Below are 21082 nucleotides of genomic sequence, written 5' to 3' on the forward strand. Positions count from 1 at the left end.
TCATGCCTGACGAGCGATCACCCGAGGCGTCGGGCGAAACGCACATCGACGCCGTGCCGGCCGCCCCCGGGGCGCCGGCGCGGCCCGGTGGCGCCCGCGGGGCGCCGTCGTTCTGGCTCGACGCCCTCGCCGACCGGCTGGTGCCGCGCGATCCGCTGCCGGGGGACCGCGACGCCGACGTCGCGATCGTCGGCGCCGGCTACACCGGCCTGTGGACCGCCTACTACCTGCACGTCATCGATCCGGCGCTGCGCGTGATCGTGCTCGACGCCGCCTACGCCGGATTCGGCGCGTCGGGACGCAACGGCGGCTGGTGCTCGGCGCTGTTCCCCACCAGCTCCTCGCGCATCGCCCGGGTTTCGGGGCGCGACCGGGCGCTCGCGCTGCACCGCGCGCTGTGCGCCACTGTCGACGAGGTCGGCGCCGTCGCCGCGCGCGAGGGCATCGACTGCGACTACGCCAAGGGCGGCAGCGTCACGCTCGCGCGTACCGCTCCGCAGCTGAGCCGCGCCCGCGCCGATGCGGCGGCGGAGCACGCGCTCGGCCTGACGGACGAGGACCTGCGGCTGCTCGACGCCGGCGAGGCCCGCGCCATGGTCGGCGCAAGCTCCGTGCTCGGCGGCCTCTACACACCGCACTGCGCCGCCATCCAGCCGGCCAGGCTGGTGCGCGGCCTCGCCGACCGGCTCGTGGCGCTCGGTGTCACCCTTCACGAGCGGACGCCGGTCACCGAGATCAGGCCGCGCCGCGACGGCTCGCGCGGCGCCGAGGTGGTCACGGCCCACGGCCGCGTGCGGGCCGACGTCGTCGTGCGCGCCACCGAGGGCTACACGGCCACGCTGCGCGGTGAACGCCGGGCGCTCGCGCCCGTGTACTCGCTGATGCTCGTCACCGAGCCGCTCGCGGAGGACATCTGGAGCCGCATCGGGCTGGCGGAGCGCCAGACCTTCGCCGACGAGCGCCACCTGATCATCTACGGCCAGCGCACCGCCGACGGCCGCATCGCGTTCGGCGGACGCGGCGCGCCCTACCACTTCGGCTCGCGCATCGCCGCACGGCACGAGAAGCACGCGGGCGTGCACGATGCGCTGCGCCGGGCCCTCGTCGAGCTGTTCCCGGAACTGCGCGACGCCCGCGTCGACCGCACCTGGGGCGGCGTGCTCGGGGTCCCGCGCGACTGGCACGCCTCCGTGGGCCTCGATCGCGCGCGCGGCCTGGCCTGGGCCGGCGGCTACGTCGGCGACGGCGTCGGCACGTCCAATCTCGCGGGACGCACCCTCGCCGACCTGATCACCGGCCGCGACACCGAGCTGACCCGGCTGCCCTGGGTGGGCCACCGCTCGCCGCGCTGGGAACCGGAACCGCTGCGCTGGTTGGGCGTGAACGCCGGCCTGGGCGTCATGGCCGCCGCCGACGTCGAGGAACGCGTCACCGGCCGCCCGTCGCTGGCCGCCCGGGTCGTCGGGCCGCTGCTCGGCGGGTGAGGTCCGGCGCCAGTTCAGAAGGAGTAGGGGCCGAAGCGGCCCCAGGCCACCACCACGGCAAGGATCAGCAGCACCACCGTGATCGGCAGCGACTGGGCCTCCTTGCGGCGTGCGTGCACGACCGTCGCGCCCAGCATGGTGATGGCCATGCCCACGGCCGCCCAGGCCACCAGGACGTCGGCGACACCGACGGCGGCGGGGAGTATCACACCGACCGCGCCGAGGACCTCGACGGCGCCGAGGGCCTTGACGCCGCCCGGCGAGAAGCTCTCGGCCCAGCCCATGCCGGAGGCCACGAGCTTCTCCTTGGGCTGCACCATCTTCATCAGGCCCGCCGCGAGGAAGACGGCGGCCAGTACGCAAGCAATGATCCACAAGGCGAGGTTCATGAGGAGATCCCACTTTTTGAGTTGAAGGTTCAATTCAATATTCAAGTGAATCTAGCGGGGGCTGAGTTGACGTGTCAATCGATCGAGGTGCTCCCGCGGCCGGTCGTCCCCAGCCTGTGTGCACGGAGGATCGCTTGAGGCGTCAAGTTACGATGGCGGTGTGAGCCCTGATGAACCCCGCTGGCTGGACGAGGACGAGCGCGAGACCTGGATCGCGCTGACGGCCATGCTGATCAGGCTCGCCGGAGGCCTCGACCGGCAACTCCAGCGCGACGCGGGCATCAGCCACTTCGAGTACCAGGTCCTGTCGGGGCTCTCCATGTCGCCCGAGCGCACCCTGAGGATGGGCGAGCTCGCGGTGCTCGCCGAGGGCTCGCTGTCGCGCCTGTCGCACGTCGTGAAGCGTCTGGAGCGGCAGGGCTGGGTCCGGCGCACGCCCGACCCCGGCGACGGCCGCTACACGCTCGCCATACTCACCGACGCCGGGTGGGACAAGGTGGTCGCCTCCGCCCCCGGCCATGTGCGGGAGGTCCGCCGGCTCGTCTTCACCCCCCTGACCCGGGCGCAGCAGAGGCAGCTGCTGGCCATCACCCGCCGGGTCAACACCGCTCTCGGCTCCGAATGCCCCTCGTGGAAGCCCGAAGGCGCCTCGGAGGGTCCGGCCTGAAGGCGCCTCGGAGTCCGGCCTGGGTGAGACGGGACGGGGACGGGGCGTGGAGCCGCACGGCGGGGTGTCGCTCGGGGCCGCTGCCGGCAGCCGTGGTCGTCGAACCACCGTGCCATGCCGCCCACCCTGTTACCTGGTACTGCTTCTACCAGGATGAAGAGACTCTGGTACCAGGCTGCCGGGCGTTGAATCGTCGCCAGGGTGAGTACTTCTGAACCTTCCGGAGCATCCCGCGGACAGCCGGTCAGGGGACGGGTCGCCGCTCCCGCCACCGTGGAGGGCGACGGCGGCCGTCCCGATCACCAGCGGGTCGTACTGGGCTCGTTGGGCCTGTTCACCGTCCTGCTCGGTGCGGCCCTGCCGCTGATCGACTTCTTCATCGTCAACGTCGCCCTGTCGACCATCGGCGAGGACCTCGACGCAGGTCCCGCGCTGCTCGAACTGGTGGTGGCCGGGTACGGCCTGGCCTACGCGGTCCTGCTCGTCCTCGGAGGGCGGCTCGGCGACACGTTCGGCCGGCGCAGGCTCTTCATCGCCGGCCTGGCCGCCTTCGGGCTCACCTCGCTCGCGTGCGGGCTCGCGCCCGACCCGTGGGTGCTGGTGATCGCCCGGGTGGCCCAGGGGGCGGCGGCCGCGATGATGATGCCGCAGGTCCTGGGCACCATCCACGCCTCCACCCGTGGCCACCGCCGGGCCAGGGCGGTGGGCCTGTACGGTGCCACCCAGGGCCTGTCCATGGTGGTGGGCCAGATCCTCGGCGGCGTCCTCGTCGCCGCGGATCCGTGGGGCTCCGGCTGGCGCTCGATCTTCCTGGTGAACGTGCCGATAGCCGCGGCGGGCCTCATCCTGTCGACGCGCACCGTGCCGGGCACCCGCTCCGCACGGCCCGAGCCCGTCGACGTCCCGGGAACCCTCCTGCTCACCGCGGCACTCGCCGCGCTGCTGCTGCCGCTCACCGAGGGAAGGGCGAGCGGATGGCCGGTGTGGACCTGGGTCCTGCTCGCGGTGAGCCCGTTCCTCGCGCTGGCCTTCCAGCGCGTCGAGGCGAGGGCCGACCGGCTGGGCCGCACCCCGCTGGTGCCGCCGAGCCTGCTGCGCCTCGTCTCGCTGCGCCGCGGCCTCGCGCTCCTGCCGCCCTTCGGGATCGGCTTCGGCGGCCTGATGTTCGTGCTGGCCATCTCCTTGCAGCAGGGCCTGCGGATGACCGCGGTGACGGCGGGCCTCGCACTGGCACCGTTCGCGCTCTCCGTCTTCTTCGCCTCGCTCGCCGGTCCCCGGATGGTCACCCGGTACGGTGCGGGGAACGTGGTGACATCCGGCTGCCTGATGCAGTTCGCCGGCGGCGCCCTGCTGCTCCTGACCCTCTGGCACTACTGGCCGCACCTGGACGCGTGGGGCCTCATCCCCGCGTTCGCGGTCATCGGGTTCGCCCAGGGGTTGCAACTGCCGGTGCTCTTCCGCATCGTGCTCTCGGATGTCCCGCACGAGCGTGCGGGCGTGGGCAGCGGTGTGATGACCACGACCCAGCAGTCGGCGCTCGCACTCGGCGTCGCGACGATCGGCTCGCTCTTCCTGGCCCTGGCCGGCCGCTGGGGCATGCGGGACGCGCTGCTGGTGACGCTGCTGGCCTGGCTCGGCGCGGTCGCGCTGACCTTCGTGTTGAGCCTCAGGCTGCCGCCCACCGGCTCGTGCGGCGGGCCGTCCTCGTCCCCGGTTCGGGACCGGGGACGGGCGGAGCAGCGTGGCGTCATGGCCCCGTGCAGGTGAGCCGCCGAGCAGTAGGAGAGGACCCGGCGACGCCGTCGGCATCACCAACCGACACGGCGTCCGGCATTCAGCGTTCCACGACAGGGATGGAGGAGACACGGTGGGGACTGCGAGCAGGACCAGGGAGAACCTTGAGGTGCAGCGGTCGGATCACACGACGATCCGGTACACGGCCAGCGGTCCGGCCGGAGGGCCGGTCCTGGCGCTCATCCACGGCTGGGCGTGCGACCGCGGCGACTTCGATGCGGTGACCGACCATCTGCCGGGGGACCACCGCGTCCTCGCGATCGACCTCGCCGAGCATGGCGAGTCGCGGTCGACGAGGGACGTCTGGACCATCGAGGAGTTCGCTCGCGACGTGGCGGCGGTACTGGAGGCCGAGTCGGTGGACACGTGCGTCGTGGCCGGGCACTCCCTCGGCGGTGCGGTCGCCGTCGAAGCCGGCCGGCTGCTGCCTGACACGGTCTCGCATGTGGTCGCACTCGACGCGCTGCACTATCTCTCCCTCTTCCCCGCGCAGAGCGAAGAGCGCACCGAGGCGGTGGCGCGCGTGTTCCGCCAGGACTTCCCCGCAGCGGTGCGGGGCCTCGTCGAGGGAGGTTCGCCGGCGGGGACCGCCACGGCTCTCACGGATGCGTACGTCGAGAAGATGGTCGCGGTGCGGCAGCCCGCGGGCCTGCGTTCCATCGAGGGCCTGGTGCACTGGGACATGGACGCGGCGCTGCGCGAGACGAAGCAGCCGATCACCGTGTTCGCGGTACGAGACCTGGTGACGCGAGAGGCGGTGGACCGCTACGGGGCGCGCTTCGACATCGTCCTGGTCGATCTGGGCAGCCACCACTTCCCGGTGGAGGCACCCGAAGGCACCGCGAAGCTCCTGGCCGGCGTGGTGGGGACGAGGTAGGGACGGGGCGGTGCGTTCCGCTCCTCTTGCGGCACCGGGACGGGACCACGGGGGGAAGCCCGTTGTGGGGGACCGCGGCGGGAAGCCTGCCGTGGTCCCCTCCTCGCGTGCGATGCGTCTGCGGTGCCATGCCCGCGGACTCGCGGGCCTGATCGAGCTACACCGTCACGGCGCCACGTACACCGTCACGGCGCCACCGAGTAACTGAGATCCTTCGCGCTGAGCGAGTCCGGCACCAAACGCAGCCACATCGTGCCCCGTTCGACCGGATCGTCGTGCAGGTAGTGCACGAAGCGTGCATCCCACAGAGCCTCGTCCGCTCCCAGGTAGCGGGCAAGCTTCCGCCGCCCCCTCGGCACGTCGAAAGGCACGAGATCGGCCCGGCCCCGAGCGATCACCTGCCGGACACGCCCCGTCAGGAGATCGCACTCGTCCACCACGAGGGCGACGTTCGGGTCATCCTTCACCCGGTCGAACAGCCGCGCCCACGGGCCGGTCAGGGTCCAGAAGGCACCCTCTTCCCAGAGGAACCAGACAGGACGCACCGTCGGCCCGCTCGTCGCGATACGCGCGGTGAGCGGCTGCTGAAGGAAGGCGTCCACATCGAAACCGGGAGATTCCACACGGGGAGATTCCACGTCTCCCATCTTCCGGTGCCGCCGGTCACTCCACCACCGACCTGCGACCTACGACCAAAGATGCGCGTGCCGCCGTCCAGCGCTGCTGGTCGCTAGCCGCTTCTCGTGGGCAGGTCGATGACGCCGAGCCCGGTGAGGACGGCGACGAGAACGACGACGGCGAGGATCAGCCAGCTGACGGGGTGGCCGAGGTTGAGCGTCCAGTACATGCCCGCCCGCCGGTGGACGAGGACCGCCGGATCGCCGCGGCGGACATAGACCATCCCGGCGACGTGCCAGTGGCGATCGTCGTCGCGCTGCACGTACCGGGACCGGTCGCCGTCGTCGTCGGCGGCGGGCAGCCGGTGTCAGGTCGACGGAGTCGATGTCGTAGACGGCGGCGGTGTTGGCCGCGTCCTTCCGGAGTTCGATGGTGCTGCCCGGCGCGATGGGTGCGCCTTCGACCCAGATGGGGAAGTCGTTGTAGAAGCGGTAGGGCATGCCGCCGGCGTCGGGGTCGTCCGGGTTGGTCGTCGCGTGGCGGTAGTTCCACGCCTGACGAGAGCTCAACGTGATCGCCTGCCGGAACGTGCCGTTCACATACAGGTCCAGGGACGCGTCGGTGCCACCGCCTTGCGGTGTGTCCGGAATCGAGGTGCGGACCACGAGGGTGTTGGCCTTCTTGCCGGTGTTGTTCGGTAGGGCCACCGAATCACCGGTGTCCCCCAGCTCGACCAGCGCGTAGCCCGAGGCCTCGGTCTCCAGGGAGGCCGCGGTGCGCGGCCGCTCCGGGGGTGAGGGAGCGGAGCCGGGCGCCGCCGCCGAGGTTCCCGGCTTCGGCTTCGACCGTTACGAAGGGTGTCCTGGCACCAGCCGTGGCAGCCACGTCGGCAACTGCTGCCGCGACCGGCTCGGCAGGCGGCGTCTCGGAGGCGGCGCGGTGCGGGAGGACGGACAGGGCACCGGCCGTGAGCAGCGCGACGCCGCAGAGACCGGAGACGACTCTTCGCCGCATGGGCAACTCCTTCAGGGGATCGGTGACTTGTGGGGCCTGCGGGCCCCAGGGGCAGGCGGCTGGTGGCCCGGCCTCTCCGTTGCCGGGCCGGTCACACGGTCGGCGGGATCGGAACCGTGGGACTGATGGGCGCCGAGCCGTTGATCATCTTGGTGGCGGCGGTGGCGAGGCGCAGGTAGAAGTCGGACGAGACGTGGGTGCCGTCGGCGTCCAGGGTGAGGAAGTACTGGTTCGCCGGGATCATCGAGGCGTCCGTGGCGGCCGGTGCGATGGCGGTGCCCTCGTCGTACTCGTCGAACATGGCGATGAACGCCGAGTCGGTGCCGCACTTGCGCACGGCCACGGCCTGCTGCCACATGAAGTCCCCGGCCCTGCGCGGGATCTCGTTCCTCGGAGACCCGGTGTGCCAGTTGGACCAGGCGAAGCCCGGATAGATCACCGGCTGGTAGTCCTGCCCGTTCGCCTTCAGCTGCGCGTAGTCGTCGTCGAACAGTTGCTGGTCGACGTTGGCGTTGCCGGTGTTCCAGGGCGAGACCATGTCAAGGGCGGCATAGACGGGACCGAAACCGGGCTTGGCGCCCGAGTCGGTACGCCAGCCGCGCGGGACACCGCCGATGACGTAGGCGCCCTTGCCCTTGAACCAGTTGATGAGTTGCAGGCAACCGTCCACGGTGCCGGCACGGTTGCTCACGCCCAGGCCCCACAGTTCCACGACGGGCCTGCCGCCCTCGCGCGCGTACGACGGGGAGTCGGTCAGGTGCAGGGTTCCCGTGACGGTGTTCGTCCAGTCGTTCTGGATCGTCGAGACGAGGGTGCCGTCGTCGAGCCCGCTGATGTCGTACTCGATGTAGAAGCCGCGGCCGTACTTCTCGGCGGCGCTTCTCGCCTTCCCGTGGATGTCGTTGCGCTGCTGGAGGCGGGGCTGGCCGGCGGCCTTGATGTCGCTGCCGAAGCGCTGGAGGGCGGCACCGTCGATCTGGTACTGCTGCATCCAGTGGAAGTGCTGGTCGATGACCGCCGTCAGGTACGAGGAGAACAGCTTGGCCGGCCGGCCGTTGCCGAGGGCGGCGTATCCGGTCTGGAACAGCGCGTCGGCCGGGTACGCCGACACGTCCGGGTAGAGCTCGAACGTCTGGTTGCCGGGGGCCGGCGTGCCCGAGGCCCAGTGCGTCCACGCGTTCACGGGGGAGCCGTCCCCGGCGCAGGCGAACCACCCCTGGTAGCCCGCGTACACCTTGCCCCTCACGCTCGGCGCGGCGGCCGGCCGCGCGGGGGCCGGCCTGGGGACGCCGGCCGCGCCGGCCCGGGACCCGGCGCCGATCCCGGCCCAGAGCGCTCCCGCCCCGGCGCCCAGCACGGCCGTGCCACGCAGGAAATTCCGTCGTGTGTGTGATCGCTTGTCCACCGCGTGTTCCTTTGCTGTCGTCAGGCTGCACTGGAGCCGATCGAGTCAGGGTCGGGTCAGGTCGGGGGGCTTACGTCGGGAGGGTCCGGGCCGGCATGCGTGGATCGACCGGTCCCGGAGGTGTGGCGTGGCGTGGCGCGCGGGCGTGGCGTCGAAAGGTGGGGCGTGGGGGTATGTAAATCCAGTGGATTGCTTTACGTCAATACTCGGGACGTGCCTGGTTCGGGTGGCACATCCGCTGGAATCCTTGTGTTTCCTTAGGTGTAAGGCGTGTTGAGGGGACGTGATCAGGCACAGTCATGCGCCCGAGCTCAGTGAGAGCGTTCTCAAGTGGCCTTGGGTCCGCACCGTATGGCCAGTAAATACATTTACAGTCGGCTTGGGACGCCCCGGCTCGGAGCACCCCGCCTCAGGACAGCCCGGCCACCTCGTCGACCAGGGGCTGGACCCGGGAGGGGATGACGGCGCTCAGCGCGATGACCGTCGTACCGCGCCGGACGCCCGGCACCTCCAGGACGTGGTCGATCACCTGTTGCACGTGCTGGTTGCTGGTGCCCGCGATGCGGCACCAGATGTCGCCGGGGCCCGTCACGATGTGCGCCTCAAGGATCTGCGGCACGGCCCGGAGGCGCACGGTGATCGCCTCGCGCGCCGACTGGTCCACCTCGAAGGTGGTGAAGGCCTGGACCACGTGACCGAGAGCGCTGACGTCCACGTCCGGCCCGTAGCCGGTCACCACGCCGGCGTCGGTCAGCCGGTTGAGCCGGGCCTGGAGGGTGCCGCGCGCGACGCCGAGCTGCCGGGCGATCTCCAGCAGACCCTCGCGCGGGCGCTCCCTGAGCAGGCGCAGCATCCGGCCGTCGAGCCGGTCCAGACCCTGTCGTGCCACCGCACCCTGCCGATCTGAGAGCTCAGAGGCACTTCCTGGCCCCGTTTCTTGTCACATTAGCAAGGTGAAGGTGGATGTGTTGCACATTCGGCTGGCGGTAGCCCACGCTGTTGCCTCCCCGCCCTTCAGGAGCCCTCGTGAGGCAGCACACCCACCCGTTCATCCCCTATCGGCCTGCCCGGTACGACGAGACCGAGGCGGTCGATCGGGGCAAGGAGTTCCTGTCCTTCCTCGACGGCCGGCGCAGCGTGCGGTACTTCAGCGATGAGCCGGTCCCGCGCGCGTGCGTCGACCTCGCCATCGCCGCGGCGAACACCGCCCCCTCCGGTGCGCACTTCCAGCCGTGGAAGTTCGCCGTGATCGGCGACGCCGAGACGAAGCACCGCATCAGGGTCGCCGCTGAGGAGGAGGAGCGGACCAACTACGAAGGCGGGCGGATCCCGCCCCCGTGGCGCGCCGCGCTCGCGCGCCTGGAGACGGGCTCGGACAAGGGCTACCTGGACGTCGTGCCGTGGATCGTCGTCTGCTTCGCCGAGAAGAGCACCGCGATGCCGGACGGCTCGCTGCGCAAGAACTACTACGTGAACGAGAGCGTCGGCATCGCCTGCGGTTTCCTCATCGCCGCACTGCACGCGATGGGGCTGTGCACCCTGACGCACACGCCCAACCCGATGGGGTTCCTCACCGACATCTGCGAGCGGCCCGGCAACGAACGGCCCTACATCCTCTTCCCGATCGGCTACGCCGCGGCCGACTGCGAGGTCCCGGACCTGGCGCGCAAGTCGCTGGCGGAAGCGACCGTCGAGAGCCCGGGACTGCGGTGACCCGCCCGGTCCGCACGGCGAACGCCGTCAGAACCGCGCGACCGGGGGCGAAGGAGCGAGGGTGCCTCGCTCCCGGCCGGCGGTCGCGCGGTCCGGGTGCGCCGCGGCTGCTACCTCAGCGACGCCGGAACGTCGGCGGAGTCCCCGAGACCCACCAGCGTCCGGGCGTAGGCCTTCACGGTGTCCTTGGTGGTGAGCTTCCCCTCCAGCACCTGGTTGTCCTTCACCGCCTTGCCGGCCAGGACCTGTGCCGTCAGCCGGGCCACCTGCTGCCCGAGCGCGTAGGGCGACTCGGCGTTGGTGGCGTACATCTGGCCGGCGTTGATCGCCTGGAGCGCGTCGGAGATGCCGTCGTTGCCCACGAGCTGGACCTTGCCGGCCAGGCCGCGGGATTTCAGCGCGGCGAGCACGCCCATGGCCATCTCGTCGTTGGCGGCGTAGACGCCGTCGATGCCCGGGTGAGCTTGCAGGATGTTGGTCATCGTGTCGAGCGCCGTCGCCCGGTCGAAGTTGGCCGCCTGCTTGGCGACGACCTTGATGCCCGGCGACTTGGCGATCTCCTGCTCGAAGCCCTTGCTGCGGTCCTGGGCCACGTTGGTGCCCAGGAGCCCCTGGATCTCCACGACCTGGCCCTTGGCGCCCAGGGACTTCGCGAGCGCGTCGGCGCTGCGGCGGCCGGCCTCGATCGCGTCGTATCCGATGAAGGAGGCCAGCGTGCCGCCGCTCGGCCTGCGGTCGAAACCGAGGATCGGGATCTTGGCGCCGTTGGCCTGGTTGACCGCCGAGGTCGCCGACTGCGTGCTGACCGGGTCGATGATCAGGGCGCCGACCTGCTTGGAGACCGCGGAGGTCGCCAGGTTGAGCGCGGTGGTGTCGGAGTTGTTGGCGTTCTGCACGTTGAGCGCGAAGCCGAGCTTCTTCGCCTCCGCCTGAGCGCCGTTCTTCACGCTGATGAAGAACGGGTTGTTCAGGGTGCTCATGATCATGGTGGCGTTCTTGGGCCGGGCCGCGCCCTTGCCACCGGAGGTGGAGTCCGGACTGCCACCGCTGCCCCGGCTGCAGCCTGCCAGGGTCAGGGTGGAAACGACCGCCAGCGCCACGGCGGTGTGAACTGCTCGCATCTGTGCTCTCCTTTGAACCAGGATGGGGGCGGACGGGGGCGGAGTGGCTGTCGCTACCCGACCGGATCGGTCTTTGAGGGCGACGGCGACGGTGACGGTGTCGGCACGGCGGGGTTGCCCGGGTTCCGCCAGAACGTCAGGGCCCGCAGGGAGTCGATGTTGCGGTCGAAGTAGACGGCGAGAAGGATCACCACGCCCTTGACGGGCTCCTGGAGGAACGGGGAGACGTCCAGCAGGTTCATGCCGTTGTCGATCACGCCGAGCACCAGGGCGCCGATCAGGGTGCCCAGCAGCTTGCCGCGTCCGCCGGCCAGGCTGGTGCCGCCGATGATGACGGCCGCGATCGACTCCAGCTCGTATCCCGTGCCCGCGGTCGGCTCGGCGGTCGACAGCCGGGCGGTGAGGACGAAGCCGCCGAGTGCCGCCAGGACCCCGGCCAGCACGAAGGCGATGACCTTGATCCGCTGGGTGCGGATGCCCGACAGCCGGGCGGCCTCCAGGTTGTCACCGGTGGCGTAGACGAACCTGCCGAAGCCCGTGCGCGCGAGCAGCACCCCGAAGACCAGGTAGGCCACCAGCATCAGCCACACCGGGACCGGGACGCCCGCCAGGTAGTCCTGGCCGATGCCCTGGAAGGAGTAGTCGGTGACCGCGACCGGGTTGCCGGAGCTGATCTGCAGGGTCAGGCCGGCGAGGATCGACATGGTGGCCAGCGTCACGATGAAGGAGGGCATCCTCGCCCTGGTGACCAGGAGCCCGTTCACCAGCCCGACCACGGCGCCGGTGCCCAGTCCGACCAGGATCCCGAGCGCCAGGCCGTGGTGGCGGAGCACCAGAGCCGTGGCCATCGCCGAGAAGGCCAGCGTGGCGCCCACCGAGAGGTCGATCTCGGCGAGCACGATCACATAGCTCTGCCCGATCGCCAGCAGGGCGACCGTCGCCGTCGCCAGGCCCACGTTCAGCAGGTTGGTGCTGGTCAGGAAGGTCGGCGAGGCGAAGCTGAGGACCACGCACACCAGCACCAGCATCCACACCGTGCGCAGTTCGCGGGCGAGGGTCCTCAGAGCGGAGAACACGGGGGAGTTCATGCGGCACCTACCAGGGAGTGCTCAAGAACGGCTTGCTCGTCGAGGCGGTCACCGGACAGTTCCGCGACGACGTGCCCGTCGCGCATCACCACGGCGCGATCGGACATGTTGACCAGTTCGGGCAGGTCGGAGCTGACCAGGACCACGGCCACGCCGTCGGCGGTCAGCTGGTTGATGATGCGGTAGATCTCGGCCTTCGCGCCGATGTCCACCCCGCGGGTGGGCTCGTCCAGCAGCAGGACCCGGGGCGCGGTCAGCACCCACTTGGCGAACAGCGTCTTCTGCTGGTTGCCGCCGGAGAGCGTCGAGACGGCCGCCGACGGGGACTGCGCGTGCACCCGCACGTCCCGCATGACCCGCTCGCCGGCCGCGCGTTCGGCGCCGAGCCGCACCAGGCCGAGCGGACCGGTGTAACGGCCCAGCGTGGCGAGGGAGACGTTGGCCAGCACCGGCAGGCCCACGCACAGCCCCTCCGCCTGCCGGTCTGGGGTGATGTAGGCGATGCCCCGGGCGATGGCCTCCGGCACACCGCCCCGGCGCACCCGCCGGCCGTCGACGCTCAGCGTGCCCGCGGTCAGCGGCTCCAGGCCGAACATCGCACGCAGCAGCGGGCCGCGTCCGGAGCCCATCACCCCGCCGACGCCGAGCACCTCGCCGGCCCGCACGCTGAGATCCACGTCCTGGAAGCCCCCGCCGGAGGCTCCTTCGAGGCGGAGTACCACCTCCTCGCGGACGTTGTCCTCCTTCGGGTAGAAGTCGTCCACCGCCTCGCCCACCATGGCCGTGATGACCTCGGCGGTGCCGGTCCTCGCCACCGGCTCGTCCAGGGCCACCTTCCCGTCACGCAACACGACGATTCGGTCGGCGAGTTCGAGGATCTCGTCCATGCGGTGGCTGATGTAGACGATGGACACGCCGCCGGCCCGCAGCCGCCGGATCTGCCGGAAGAGCTGCTCGGACTCCCGCTCGTCCAGGGCCGCCGTCGGCTCGTCCAGGATGAGCAGGCTCAGGGACCGCGAGGTGGCCCGGGCGATCTCGACCATCTGCTGCTCGGCGACGCTCAACGAGCCCACCGGGCGCCGGGGGTCGATGTCCATGCCGAGGTCGCCCAGCGCCGCGCCGGCCTCGCGGAACATGCGCTCCCTGCGGACCAGCAGCCGCCCGAAGCGCTTCTCGCGGTCCAGCACGTGGATGTTCTCCGCCACGCTCAGCTGCGGGAAGAGGTTCTGCCGGAACTCCTGGTAGATCACTCCGATGCCCAGGGCCATGGCGTCCTGGGGCTCCTTGAAGGCGACCGCCTTCCCGTCGATCTCCACGGTGCCGGAGTCCGGCTGGTGGGCACCGGAGATGACCCTCGTCAACGTGGACTTACCCGCGCCGTTCTCACCGGCCAGGGCGACGACCTCGCCCGGCGCCACCTCGAAGGTGACCCCCTTGAGGATGTCGTTGTCGCCGAACGACTTGCGTATGCCGTGCAGTCGCAGATGCATCGCGCCGCCCCTCAGTACACCACGCCCGCGCTGAGCAGCACGTTGGCGTAGGGGGTGAACTCACCTGAGCGCACGGCGGCCCGCGCCGAGGCGGTGGCCTTCTTGAACTCCACGTGGGGTACGAAGCGGGGCGTGACCCCGAGGGCGGCGAGCCGCCGCTCGATCTCGGCGAGCATCTCGGGGCTGTTCTGCCTGATCTCCTCGGCCAGCAGCGCCTCCTCCACCTCGACCTCGGCGAGCACCACGTCCAGCAGCTCCAGGAAGCGCGGCAGATTCTCGGCCACCGCGAGGTCGACGCGCTCCACGCCGGGCGGGATCGGCAGCCCGGCGTCGGTGACCACGAGCTGGTCGGTATGCCCCACCTCGGAGATGACGCGGGCCAGTTGTCCGTTGAGGGTTCCTCGGTTGCGCCTCACAGGGGGATTCCTTCCGGGTCGTGGGCCGAGCGGGTGCGCAGGAGGCCGGAGATCTCGACGGCGTCCGGCAGCGAAGGGCTCGCGCCGGGCCGCGTGGTGGCCAGCGCTCCGGCCGCCATGCCGTGCTGTATGGCCGATTCGAGGTCCCGGCCGGCCGCGAGGGCAGCGCCGAGCGCGCCGGTGAAGGCGTCGCCGGCCGCGGTGGTGTCGACCGGGGTGACCGGATAGGCGGGGAAGTGCCGGCCGGCCTCCCCGGTCACCCAGACCGCGCCGGAGGCGCCGAGGGTGATCAGCGCGTGGCGCACGCCCCGGTCGGTGAACCAGCGGCCGGCGGACACCGCGGCCGTGGGGCCGTCGACCTCGATGCCGGTGATCGCGGCGGCCTCGCTCTCGTTGGGCGTCACCACGTCCACGTGCCGCCACACCTCCTCCGGCAGCGGCTGGGCGGGGGCCGGGTCGAGGACCACGGCGAGACCGGCCGCGGAACCGGCCGCCGCGGCGTGCCCGGTCACCTCGGGCCGGACCTCCAGCTGGAGCAACAGCACGGCTGCCTGGCCGGCCGTCGCGGCGATGCTCCGGTCCACCATCTCCGGCGTCAGCGCGGAGTTGGCGAGCGGCGTGATGACGATGTCGTTCTCGCCGGTCTCGTCGACGCGGATGTGGGCCACGCCGGTGCGGCCCGGCACCGTGCGTATCTCGGAGGTCCGCACGCCGTGGCCGGCCAGCCCGTCCAGCACGATGTCGGCGAACGGGTCCCGGCCGACGCAGCCGGTCATCCAGGCGGGCGCTCCCGACCGGGCCGCCGCGACCGCCTGGTTGGCCCCCTTGCCGCCCAGGAAGAGGGTGAAGTCGTCCCCGAGCACGGTTTCACCGCGCCGCGGCAGGCGTCTGCTGAACGCGGTCACGTCAGCGGTGATGCTGCCGACCACGAGTACACCGTCCCGCGCCATTGCGAGACCTCCTGTTCCGATTCCCGTCGAGCGTGGGTTGCCGATGAGAGCCCCGGGCCGCGCCCTGCCCTGGGCCGGGCTGAGCCCTGGGCCGGACCGAGCCCCGGGGCCGGCCAGAGCCCGGGCTCGGCCGGCTAGTGGGGCGGCGCCGCGGTGGAGCCGCGTTCGATGAGCCGGGTGGCGAGCACCACCCGGCGGGGTGAGGGGTCGTCGCCTGCGTCCTCCAGGCGCTGCAGCAGCAGCCGCATGGCCAGCACGCCCTGCTCGACCATCGGCCGGTCCACCACGGTCAGCGGCGGTCTCAGCAACGGGCCCGTGTCCAGGTCGTCGAAGCCGATCAGGCTGAACTGCCGCGGCAGATCGACCCGCATGTCGTGCAGCGCCTTCAGCGCGCCGAGCGTCATCAGGTTGTTGGCGGTGAACAGCGCCGTCGGCGGCTGCCGCAGGGACAGCAGCGAGAGGGTGAGCTGGTAGCCGCTGTCCTCCCGGAAGTCGCCGATCAGGTCGTGGCCGTCGGCCATGGCCAGCCCCTCCTCGCGCAGCGCTGAGGTGAACCCTTCGCGGCGCCCGCGGCCGGGTGTGGTGTTCTGGTCGCCGTTGATCGCGGCGATCCGGGTGTGGCCCAGCGCGAGCAGGTGGCGGGCCGCCAGCCGGCCGCCTTCGTGGTTGTCGACCAGTACCGTGTCGAACTGCTCGCTCCCCACCAGGTCCCGGTCGACGAAGACCACCGGCACGCCGGCGTCGCGCAGCCGCAGGGGCGTCCGGTCGCCCTCCGTCGCCGGAGCCAGGATGACGCCGTCCACCTGGTGCACCAGGTCGGCCAGCAACTCGTCCTCGCGCTCGACACTCTCGTCGCTGTTGGCGAGCAGGAGGCGGTAGCCCCGCTCCCGGGTGGCGCTCTCCATGCCCTTCACGACGGCGGCGAAGTACGGATTGGTGATGTCCGGGACGACCACCCCGATGGTGCGGGTGCGCCCCGACTTGAGCGACTGCGCCGCGGCGCTGGGCCGGTAGCGCAACTCCTCGACCGCCGCCCGCACCGCCTCGGCCGCCCGGATCCGTTCGCCGCGCAGGAACCGGGAGACGGTGGCGGTCGAGACACCGGCCCGTGCGGCGACGTCATGGATGGTGCTCAAGGGGTGCCCCTCCGGCTGACTGAAACCGTTGTCAGAGAACGTTCACAGTGACCGGATCGCCTGTCAATGGCTGAGACGGAATTGAACGTTCCGCGGCCGGCCGGAGAGCGTCACCGCTGTGGGGGAGCATCCGGCGTCCCGCCCGGTGGTCTCAGGACCCTGCGCGGGGGGCCCTTTGACGGCACTATTAACACGGACGAAATGCCGCGCCCGTAGCGTGCGGTGCCGAGAAGGCGAGGTGGAACGGTGCAGCTGACCCCCCACGAGCAGGAACGACTGCTTGTCCATGTGGCGGCTGATGTGGCCGAGAGGCGACGCGCACGCGGACTGCGGCTCAACCACCCCGAGGCGGTCGCGCTGATCACCGCGCACATCCTGGAGGGCGCGCGGGACGGCCGCACGGTCACCGAGCTCATGCGGTCGGGGCGTACGGTCCTCGGGCGTGACGACGTCATGGAGGGGATCCCCGAGATGATCCGTGACGTCCAGGTCGAGGCCACCTTCCCGGACGGCACCAAGCTCGTCACCGTCCACGAACCCATCGTCTGACGGCGGAGCCGCCGATGATCCCCGGAGAGATCCACTACGGCGACGGGCCCATCGTCCTGAACGAAGGCTGCGAGACCACCGTCCTCACCGTGCTCAACACCGCGGACCGGCCCGTGCAGGTCGGCTCCCACTACCACTTCGCCGAGACCAATCCCGGCCTGCGCTTCGACAGGGCGGCGGCAAGGGGCAAGCGGCTCGGCATCGCGGCCGGTACGGCCGTGCGCTTCGAGCCCGGCATCCCGGTCGAGGTCACGCTCGTGCCGATCGCGGGACTGCGGATCGTGCCCGGACTGCGCGGCGAGACGGGTGGTCCCCTCGATGGCTGAGCTCGCTCGCGCCGCGTACGCGGACCTGTACGGGCCGACGGCCGGCGACCGCATACGCCTCGCGGACACGGACCTGTTCGTGGAGGTCGAGGAGGACCGCAGCGGTGGTCCCGGCCGCGCCGGGAACGAAGCGGTGTTCGGCGGCGGCAAGGTGATCCGCGAGTCGATGGGCCAGTCCCGCACCTCCCGGGCCGAGGGCGCGCCCGACACCGTCGTCACCGGCGCCGTGATCATCGACCACTGGGGTGTGGTCAAAGCCGATATCGGCATCAGGGACGGCCGGATCTGCGGGATAGGAAAGGCCGGGAACCCCGAGACGATGAACGGGGTCACCCCGGAACTCGTCATCGGCCCCGAGACGGAAGTGGTCGCGGGCAACGGGAAGATCATCACAGCCGGTGCGATCGACGCGCACGTCCACTTCATCTCGCCCACCCTGCTCGACCAGGCGCTGGCCACCGGGGTGACCACCCTGGTCGGAGGCGGTACGGGTCCCGCCGAGGGGACCAAGGCGACCACCGTCACACCGGGCTCGTGGCACCTGGCCCGGATGTTCCAGGCACTGGACTCCTCGCCGCTGAACATCGGCCTGCTCGGCAAGGGCAACACGACGTCCCGCGCCGCGATGCACTCCCAGCTGCGCGCCGGCGCCCTCGGCTTCAAGATCCACGAGGACTGGGGTGCCACGCCCGCCGTGATCGACGCGTGTCTCGGCGTCTGCGAGGAGACCGGCGTACAGCTGGCGATCCACACCGACACGCTGAACGAGGCCGGGTTCGTCGCGGACACCCTGGCGGCGATCGGGGGCCGCACCGTGCACGCCTACCACACCGAAGGCGCCGGAGGCGGACACGCTCCGGACATCATCACGGTGGTCTCCGAGCCGTACGTCCTTCCGAGTTCCACGAACCCCACCAGGCCGCACACCCGCAACACGGTCGAGGAGCACCTCGACATGCTCATGGTCTGCCACCACCTCAACCCGTCGGTGCCGGAGGACCTCGCGTTCGCGGAGTCCCGGATCCGGCCGAGCACGATCGCGGCGGAGGACGTCCTGCACGACCTCGGGGCCATCTCGATCATCTCCTCCGACTCGCAGGCCATGGGGCGCATCGGGGAGGTGATCATGCGCACCTGGCAGACCGCGCACGTGATGAAGAGGCGCCGGGGCGCCCTGCCGGGGGACGGCAGGGCCGACAACCACCGGGTCCGCCGCTATGTCGCGAAGTACACGATCAATCCCGCGGTCGCCCAGGGCCTCGACCACGAGATCGGCTCCGTGGAGAGAGGCAAGCTCGCCGACCTCGTGCTGTGGGAGCCGGCCTTCTTCGGGGTGAAGCCCCAGCTCGTCATCAAGGGCGGGCAGATCGCCTACGCGCAGATGGGCGACGCCAACGCGTCGATCCCCACCCCCCAGCCCGTGCTGCCGCGGCCCATGTTCGGCGCGCTGGGCCGGGCCGCCGCGGCGGGCTCCGTCAACTTCGTCTCCGAGGCGGCCATGGCCGACGGCCTGCCCGAGCGCCTGGAACTCGCCAAGAGGTTCGAGCCCATCGGCTCCACACGCGGTGTCACCAAGGCCGGCATGAGGGAGAACGACGCGCTTCCCCGGGTCCAGGTGGACCCGGACACGTTCACGGTGACGATCGACGGCGAACCCGTCGAACCCGATCCCGTGGACGAACTACCCCTCGCCCAGCGCTACTTCCTGTTCTGATGGCAGGCGCCGGTGAGCACGTCCGGGCCGGTGGCCGTGGAGCGCTCCTCATCCTGGCCGACGGCCGCTTCCCCGCGGGCGGCCACGCCCACTCCGGCGGGGTGGAGGCGGCGGTGCAGGCGGGCCGGGTCGATGGCGCCGGGTCCCTCGGGCGGTTCTGCCGAGGCCGCCTGGGCACCACAGGGCTGGTGTGCGCCGCGCTCGCCGCGTCCGCGGCGGCCGGGGCCGACCCGCTCGAACTCGACACGCTCGCGGACGCGCGCACCCCTTCCCCCGCACTCCGCGCGACGGCCAGGCGGCTCGGCCGCCAGATGATGCGGGCGGCCCGTACGGTCTGGCCCGGCAGGGAACTCGACCTGCTGGCCGCGGCGCGCCCGCGTGGTGCGCACCAGCCCGTGGTCCTCGGGGTGGCCGCCCGTTCGGCCGGCCTCGGCGCCGGGGACGCGGCGTACTGCTCCGCCTACGAGTCCGTGTCCGGCCCCGTCACGGCCGCGGTGCGACTGCTGGGCCTCGACCCCTTCGAGGCGACGGCCGTACTCGCGCGTCTCGCCCCCCGGATCGACCAGGTCGCCGCCGAGGCCGTGCGCGCGGCCGAGGCAGGCACCGAGGCCCTGCCCGCCGCCTCGGCCCCGCTCCTCGACATCACCGCCGAAGCCCACGCGTCCTGGCCGGTACGCCTGTTCGCCTCCTGAGCCGGCCGTTCTCCCCTCCCCGTTCCCGTCTTCCCGCTCCCATCTCCCCGTTCCCGTCTTCCCGTTCCCGCCTCCCGGACAGGAGCCGCGCCCATGCATCTCGACCACTCCGACCCGTACCTGCCCGCCGAGCTCGGCGGCGCCCTCGTCACGCGCACCCGGCGCCCCGACGGCACGCGCCGTGCGTTGCGCATCGGCCTGGGCGGGCCGGTCGGCTCGGGCAAGACCGCCACCGTCGCCGCGCTGTGCCGCGCCCTGCGCGACCGCCGGTCGCTCGCCGTCGTCACCAACGACATCTACACGCGCGAGGACGCCGACTTCCTCCTGCGCGAGGCGGTCCTGCCGCCCGAGCGCATCCAGGCCGTCGAGACGGGTGCCTGCCCGCACACGGCCATCCGCGACGACATCTCCGGGAACCTCGAAGCCGTCGAGGACCTGGAGGACGCGGTGGGACCGCTCGACCTGATCCTCGTGGAATCGGGCGGCGACAACCTCACGGCCACGTTCTCGCGGGGCCTCGTCGACGCGCAGATCTTCGTGATCGACGTGGCGGGCGGCGACGACATCCCCCGCAAGGGCGGTCCGGGCGTGGCGAACTCGGACCTCCTGGTGATCAACAAGACGGACCTCGCCCCGCACGTGGGCTCCGACCTCGATCGGATGTCCCGCGACGCCCGGGAGCGCCGCGGCACGCTCCCGTTCGTGATGACCTCGCTCAAGGAGCCCGACGGCATCGCCCCGGTCGTGAGGTGGGTGAGCGGCCGGCTGGCGGCCTGGGCCGAGTGAACGCCGGATCCGCCGCCGTCGTCGCCACTCCCGCCGGACTCACCGAGCTCCACGGGGAGGGGGCGCTGGCGTTGCGCCGAACCCGGTCCCGCGCCGGAGAGCCGAAGGTCACCATGGTGGGAGCGATGAGCGCGCCCCTCGGCGGAGACCGGCTCGCGATCGACGTCGACGTGCGCGACGGGGCACGCCTGACCGTGGACTCCGCCGCGGCGACCATCGCGCTGCCGGGGCGCACGTCGGAACCCGCGCACTACGACGTACGGATGCGGGTCGGTGGGAACGCCGTGCTCAGGTGGCTTCCGGAACCCGTCATCAGCGCCGGCCGGAGTCACCTGATCATGCACACGCATGTCGAACTGGCCCCGGGGGCACGGCTGGTGCTGCGCGAGGAGCTGGTGTTGGGGCGCCACGGCGAACGACCGGGCACGCTCGCCAGCAGGCTCACGATACGTCTGGGGGGCCGGCCGATCCTGGACCAGGAACTGGCCTTCGGCACCGGAGCGCCGGACGGATGGGACGACGCGGCCGTGCTCGGCGGCCACCGCTCCGTCGGCCAGCTCGTCCTCGTCGCGCCCCGGTTCGAGGAACGCCCGGCCGACGTCCGGCTTCTCGGCGAGACGGCGACGTACGCTCCGCTGGCCGGCCCCGGCGCGCTGGCCACCGTCCTCGCGCCCGACGCGCTCAGCGCCCGCAGGCAGCTGGACGAGGTCCTCCGGGCGGAGACGGAGGCCTGCGCCCGTCACGCGGAGGCGGGGGTGCGGATCTGAGCTCCCCACCCCCGCGGTGGGGCGGCGGCTCCCGCAGCAGGTGCGGCCGGGCGCCCATCGAACCGGGGTGAGACCGCCGCTCGGTC

Annotated in this window: 22 protein-coding genes and 1 pseudogene; 11 read left to right on the forward strand and 12 right to left on the reverse strand. The window is 71.6% G+C overall.

The genetic code is table 11. The annotated features are described in order from the left end of the window. Window positions 1-2: 2 nt before the first annotated feature. Window positions 3-1484 (forward strand): FAD-binding oxidoreductase, encoded by a 1482-nt coding sequence (locus Sm713_RS13600; protein ID WP_212909897.1) that lies wholly within the window; start codon window positions 3-5, stop codon window positions 1482-1484. 14 nt (window positions 1485-1498) lie between these two features. Here the strand turns inward: Sm713_RS13600 and Sm713_RS13605 are convergent, their stop codons facing one another. Then, window positions 1499-1873, reverse strand: coding sequence for a DoxX family protein (locus Sm713_RS13605; RefSeq protein ID WP_212909898.1), 375 nt, complete (start codon window positions 1871-1873; stop codon window positions 1499-1501). Between the two features lie 160 nt (window positions 1874-2033). On the opposite strand from Sm713_RS13605, the gene Sm713_RS13610 reads away from it, so the two are divergent. The 3 genes from Sm713_RS13610 (at window position 2034) to Sm713_RS13620 (ending at window position 5211) form a co-directional block, all read left to right on the forward strand. After that, complete coding sequence (locus tag Sm713_RS13610) at window positions 2034-2540, forward strand: MarR family winged helix-turn-helix transcriptional regulator (RefSeq protein ID WP_249416273.1); 507 nt, start codon at window positions 2034-2036, stop codon at window positions 2538-2540. Window positions 2541-2813: 273 nt separating this feature from the next. Then, window positions 2814-4307, forward strand: a complete 1494-nt coding sequence (locus tag Sm713_RS13615) for an MFS transporter (RefSeq protein WP_212911983.1) — start codon at window positions 2814-2816, stop codon at window positions 4305-4307. 100 nt (window positions 4308-4407) lie between these two features. Beyond that, window positions 4408-5211, forward strand: a complete 804-nt coding sequence (locus tag Sm713_RS13620) for an alpha/beta fold hydrolase (protein ID WP_212909899.1) — start codon at window positions 4408-4410, stop codon at window positions 5209-5211. Window positions 5212-5396: 185 nt separating this feature from the next. Here the strand turns inward: Sm713_RS13620 and Sm713_RS13625 are convergent, their stop codons facing one another. From Sm713_RS13625 to Sm713_RS41185, 5 genes and pseudogenes are all read right to left on the reverse strand, one after another. Next, on the reverse strand, window positions 5397-5813 hold the full coding sequence (locus tag Sm713_RS13625) for a pyridoxamine 5'-phosphate oxidase family protein (protein ID WP_249416586.1): 417 nt from the start codon (window positions 5811-5813) through the stop codon (window positions 5397-5399). A gap of 128 nt (window positions 5814-5941) precedes the next feature. After that, window positions 5942-6151 carry a DUF5808 domain-containing protein gene (locus Sm713_RS13630; protein ID WP_212909901.1) on the reverse strand — a complete coding sequence of 70 codons (210 nt, stop codon included), beginning with the start codon at window positions 6149-6151 and terminating at the stop codon, window positions 5942-5944. 106 nt (window positions 6152-6257) lie between these two features. Next, a pseudogene (locus Sm713_RS41650) lies at window positions 6258-6593 on the reverse strand (hypothetical protein); the annotation flags it as partial. Window positions 6594-6934: 341 nt separating this feature from the next. Continuing rightward, window positions 6935-8248 (reverse strand): glycoside hydrolase family 71/99-like protein, encoded by a 1314-nt coding sequence (locus Sm713_RS13635; RefSeq protein WP_212909902.1) that lies wholly within the window; start codon window positions 8246-8248, stop codon window positions 6935-6937. A 409-nt stretch (window positions 8249-8657) separates the two neighbouring features. Further along, the gene (locus Sm713_RS41185; protein ID WP_212909903.1) at window positions 8658-9137 is read right to left on the reverse strand and encodes an Lrp/AsnC family transcriptional regulator; all 480 of its coding nucleotides are present in this window, start codon (window positions 9135-9137) and stop codon (window positions 8658-8660) included. A 137-nt stretch (window positions 9138-9274) separates the two neighbouring features. Between Sm713_RS41185 and Sm713_RS13645 the strand changes: the two genes are divergently transcribed. Next, window positions 9275-9961 (forward strand): nitroreductase family protein, encoded by a 687-nt coding sequence (locus tag Sm713_RS13645; RefSeq protein WP_212909904.1) that lies wholly within the window; start codon window positions 9275-9277, stop codon window positions 9959-9961. A 110-nt stretch (window positions 9962-10071) separates the two neighbouring features. On the opposite strand, the gene Sm713_RS13650 is transcribed toward Sm713_RS13645, so the two are convergent. The 6 genes from Sm713_RS13650 to Sm713_RS13675 form a co-directional block, all read right to left on the reverse strand. Further along, window positions 10072-11082, reverse strand: a complete 1011-nt coding sequence (locus Sm713_RS13650; protein WP_212909905.1) for a substrate-binding domain-containing protein — start codon at window positions 11080-11082, stop codon at window positions 10072-10074. A gap of 53 nt (window positions 11083-11135) precedes the next feature. Then, window positions 11136-12170: an ABC transporter permease gene (locus Sm713_RS13655; RefSeq protein ID WP_249416274.1), complete on the reverse strand. Its 1035-nt coding sequence runs from the start codon at window positions 12168-12170 to the stop codon at window positions 11136-11138. Continuing rightward, window positions 12167-13660, reverse strand: a complete 1494-nt coding sequence (locus Sm713_RS13660; RefSeq protein ID WP_212909906.1) for a sugar ABC transporter ATP-binding protein — start codon at window positions 13658-13660, stop codon at window positions 12167-12169. Before Sm713_RS13660 ends, Sm713_RS13655 begins: the two co-directional genes overlap by 4 nt. An 11-nt stretch (window positions 13661-13671) precedes the next feature. Further along, window positions 13672-14076 (reverse strand): D-ribose pyranase, encoded by a 405-nt coding sequence (gene rbsD / locus Sm713_RS13665; RefSeq protein ID WP_212909907.1) that lies wholly within the window; start codon window positions 14074-14076, stop codon window positions 13672-13674. Next, a complete protein-coding gene (locus Sm713_RS13670; protein ID WP_212909908.1) occupies window positions 14073-15026 on the reverse strand; it encodes a ribokinase in 954 nt (317 codons plus the stop codon). Before Sm713_RS13670 ends, rbsD begins: the two co-directional genes overlap by 4 nt. 134 nt (window positions 15027-15160) lie before the next feature. Beyond that, on the reverse strand, window positions 15161-16162 hold the full coding sequence (locus Sm713_RS13675) for a LacI family DNA-binding transcriptional regulator (RefSeq protein WP_212909909.1): 1002 nt from the start codon (window positions 16160-16162) through the stop codon (window positions 15161-15163). Window positions 16163-16408: 246 nt separating this feature from the next. On the opposite strand from Sm713_RS13675, the gene Sm713_RS13680 reads away from it, so the two are divergent. The 6 genes from Sm713_RS13680 to Sm713_RS13705 all read left to right on the forward strand — a co-directional run bounded on the left by Sm713_RS13680 (window position 16409) and on the right by Sm713_RS13705 (window position 20996). Continuing rightward, window positions 16409-16711: an urease subunit gamma gene (locus tag Sm713_RS13680; RefSeq protein WP_212909910.1), complete on the forward strand. Its 303-nt coding sequence runs from the start codon at window positions 16409-16411 to the stop codon at window positions 16709-16711. A gap of 14 nt (window positions 16712-16725) precedes the next feature. Next, the gene (locus Sm713_RS13685; RefSeq protein ID WP_212909911.1) at window positions 16726-17037 is read left to right on the forward strand and encodes an urease subunit beta; all 312 of its coding nucleotides are present in this window, start codon (window positions 16726-16728) and stop codon (window positions 17035-17037) included. Beyond that, entirely contained in the window at window positions 17030-18751 is a 1722-nt protein-coding gene (locus Sm713_RS13690; protein WP_212909912.1) for an urease subunit alpha, read from the forward strand. The genes Sm713_RS13685 and Sm713_RS13690 overlap by 8 nt, the downstream gene beginning before the upstream one ends. Continuing rightward, on the forward strand, window positions 18751-19443 hold the full coding sequence (locus Sm713_RS13695; RefSeq protein ID WP_212909913.1) for an urease accessory protein UreF: 693 nt from the start codon (window positions 18751-18753) through the stop codon (window positions 19441-19443). The genes Sm713_RS13690 and Sm713_RS13695 overlap by 1 nt, the downstream gene beginning before the upstream one ends. 93 nt (window positions 19444-19536) lie before the next feature. Further along, complete coding sequence (gene ureG, locus Sm713_RS13700; protein WP_212909914.1) at window positions 19537-20229, forward strand: urease accessory protein UreG; 693 nt, start codon at window positions 19537-19539, stop codon at window positions 20227-20229. Continuing rightward, on the forward strand, window positions 20226-20996 hold the full coding sequence (locus tag Sm713_RS13705) for an urease accessory protein UreD (protein ID WP_249416275.1): 771 nt from the start codon (window positions 20226-20228) through the stop codon (window positions 20994-20996). Before ureG ends, Sm713_RS13705 begins: the two co-directional genes overlap by 4 nt. Window positions 20997-21082: the final 86 nt, after the last annotated feature.

It is taken from the genome of Streptomyces sp. TS71-3, assembly GCF_018327685.1.
Taxonomy (GTDB): domain Bacteria; phylum Actinomycetota; class Actinomycetes; order Streptomycetales; family Streptomycetaceae; genus Streptomyces.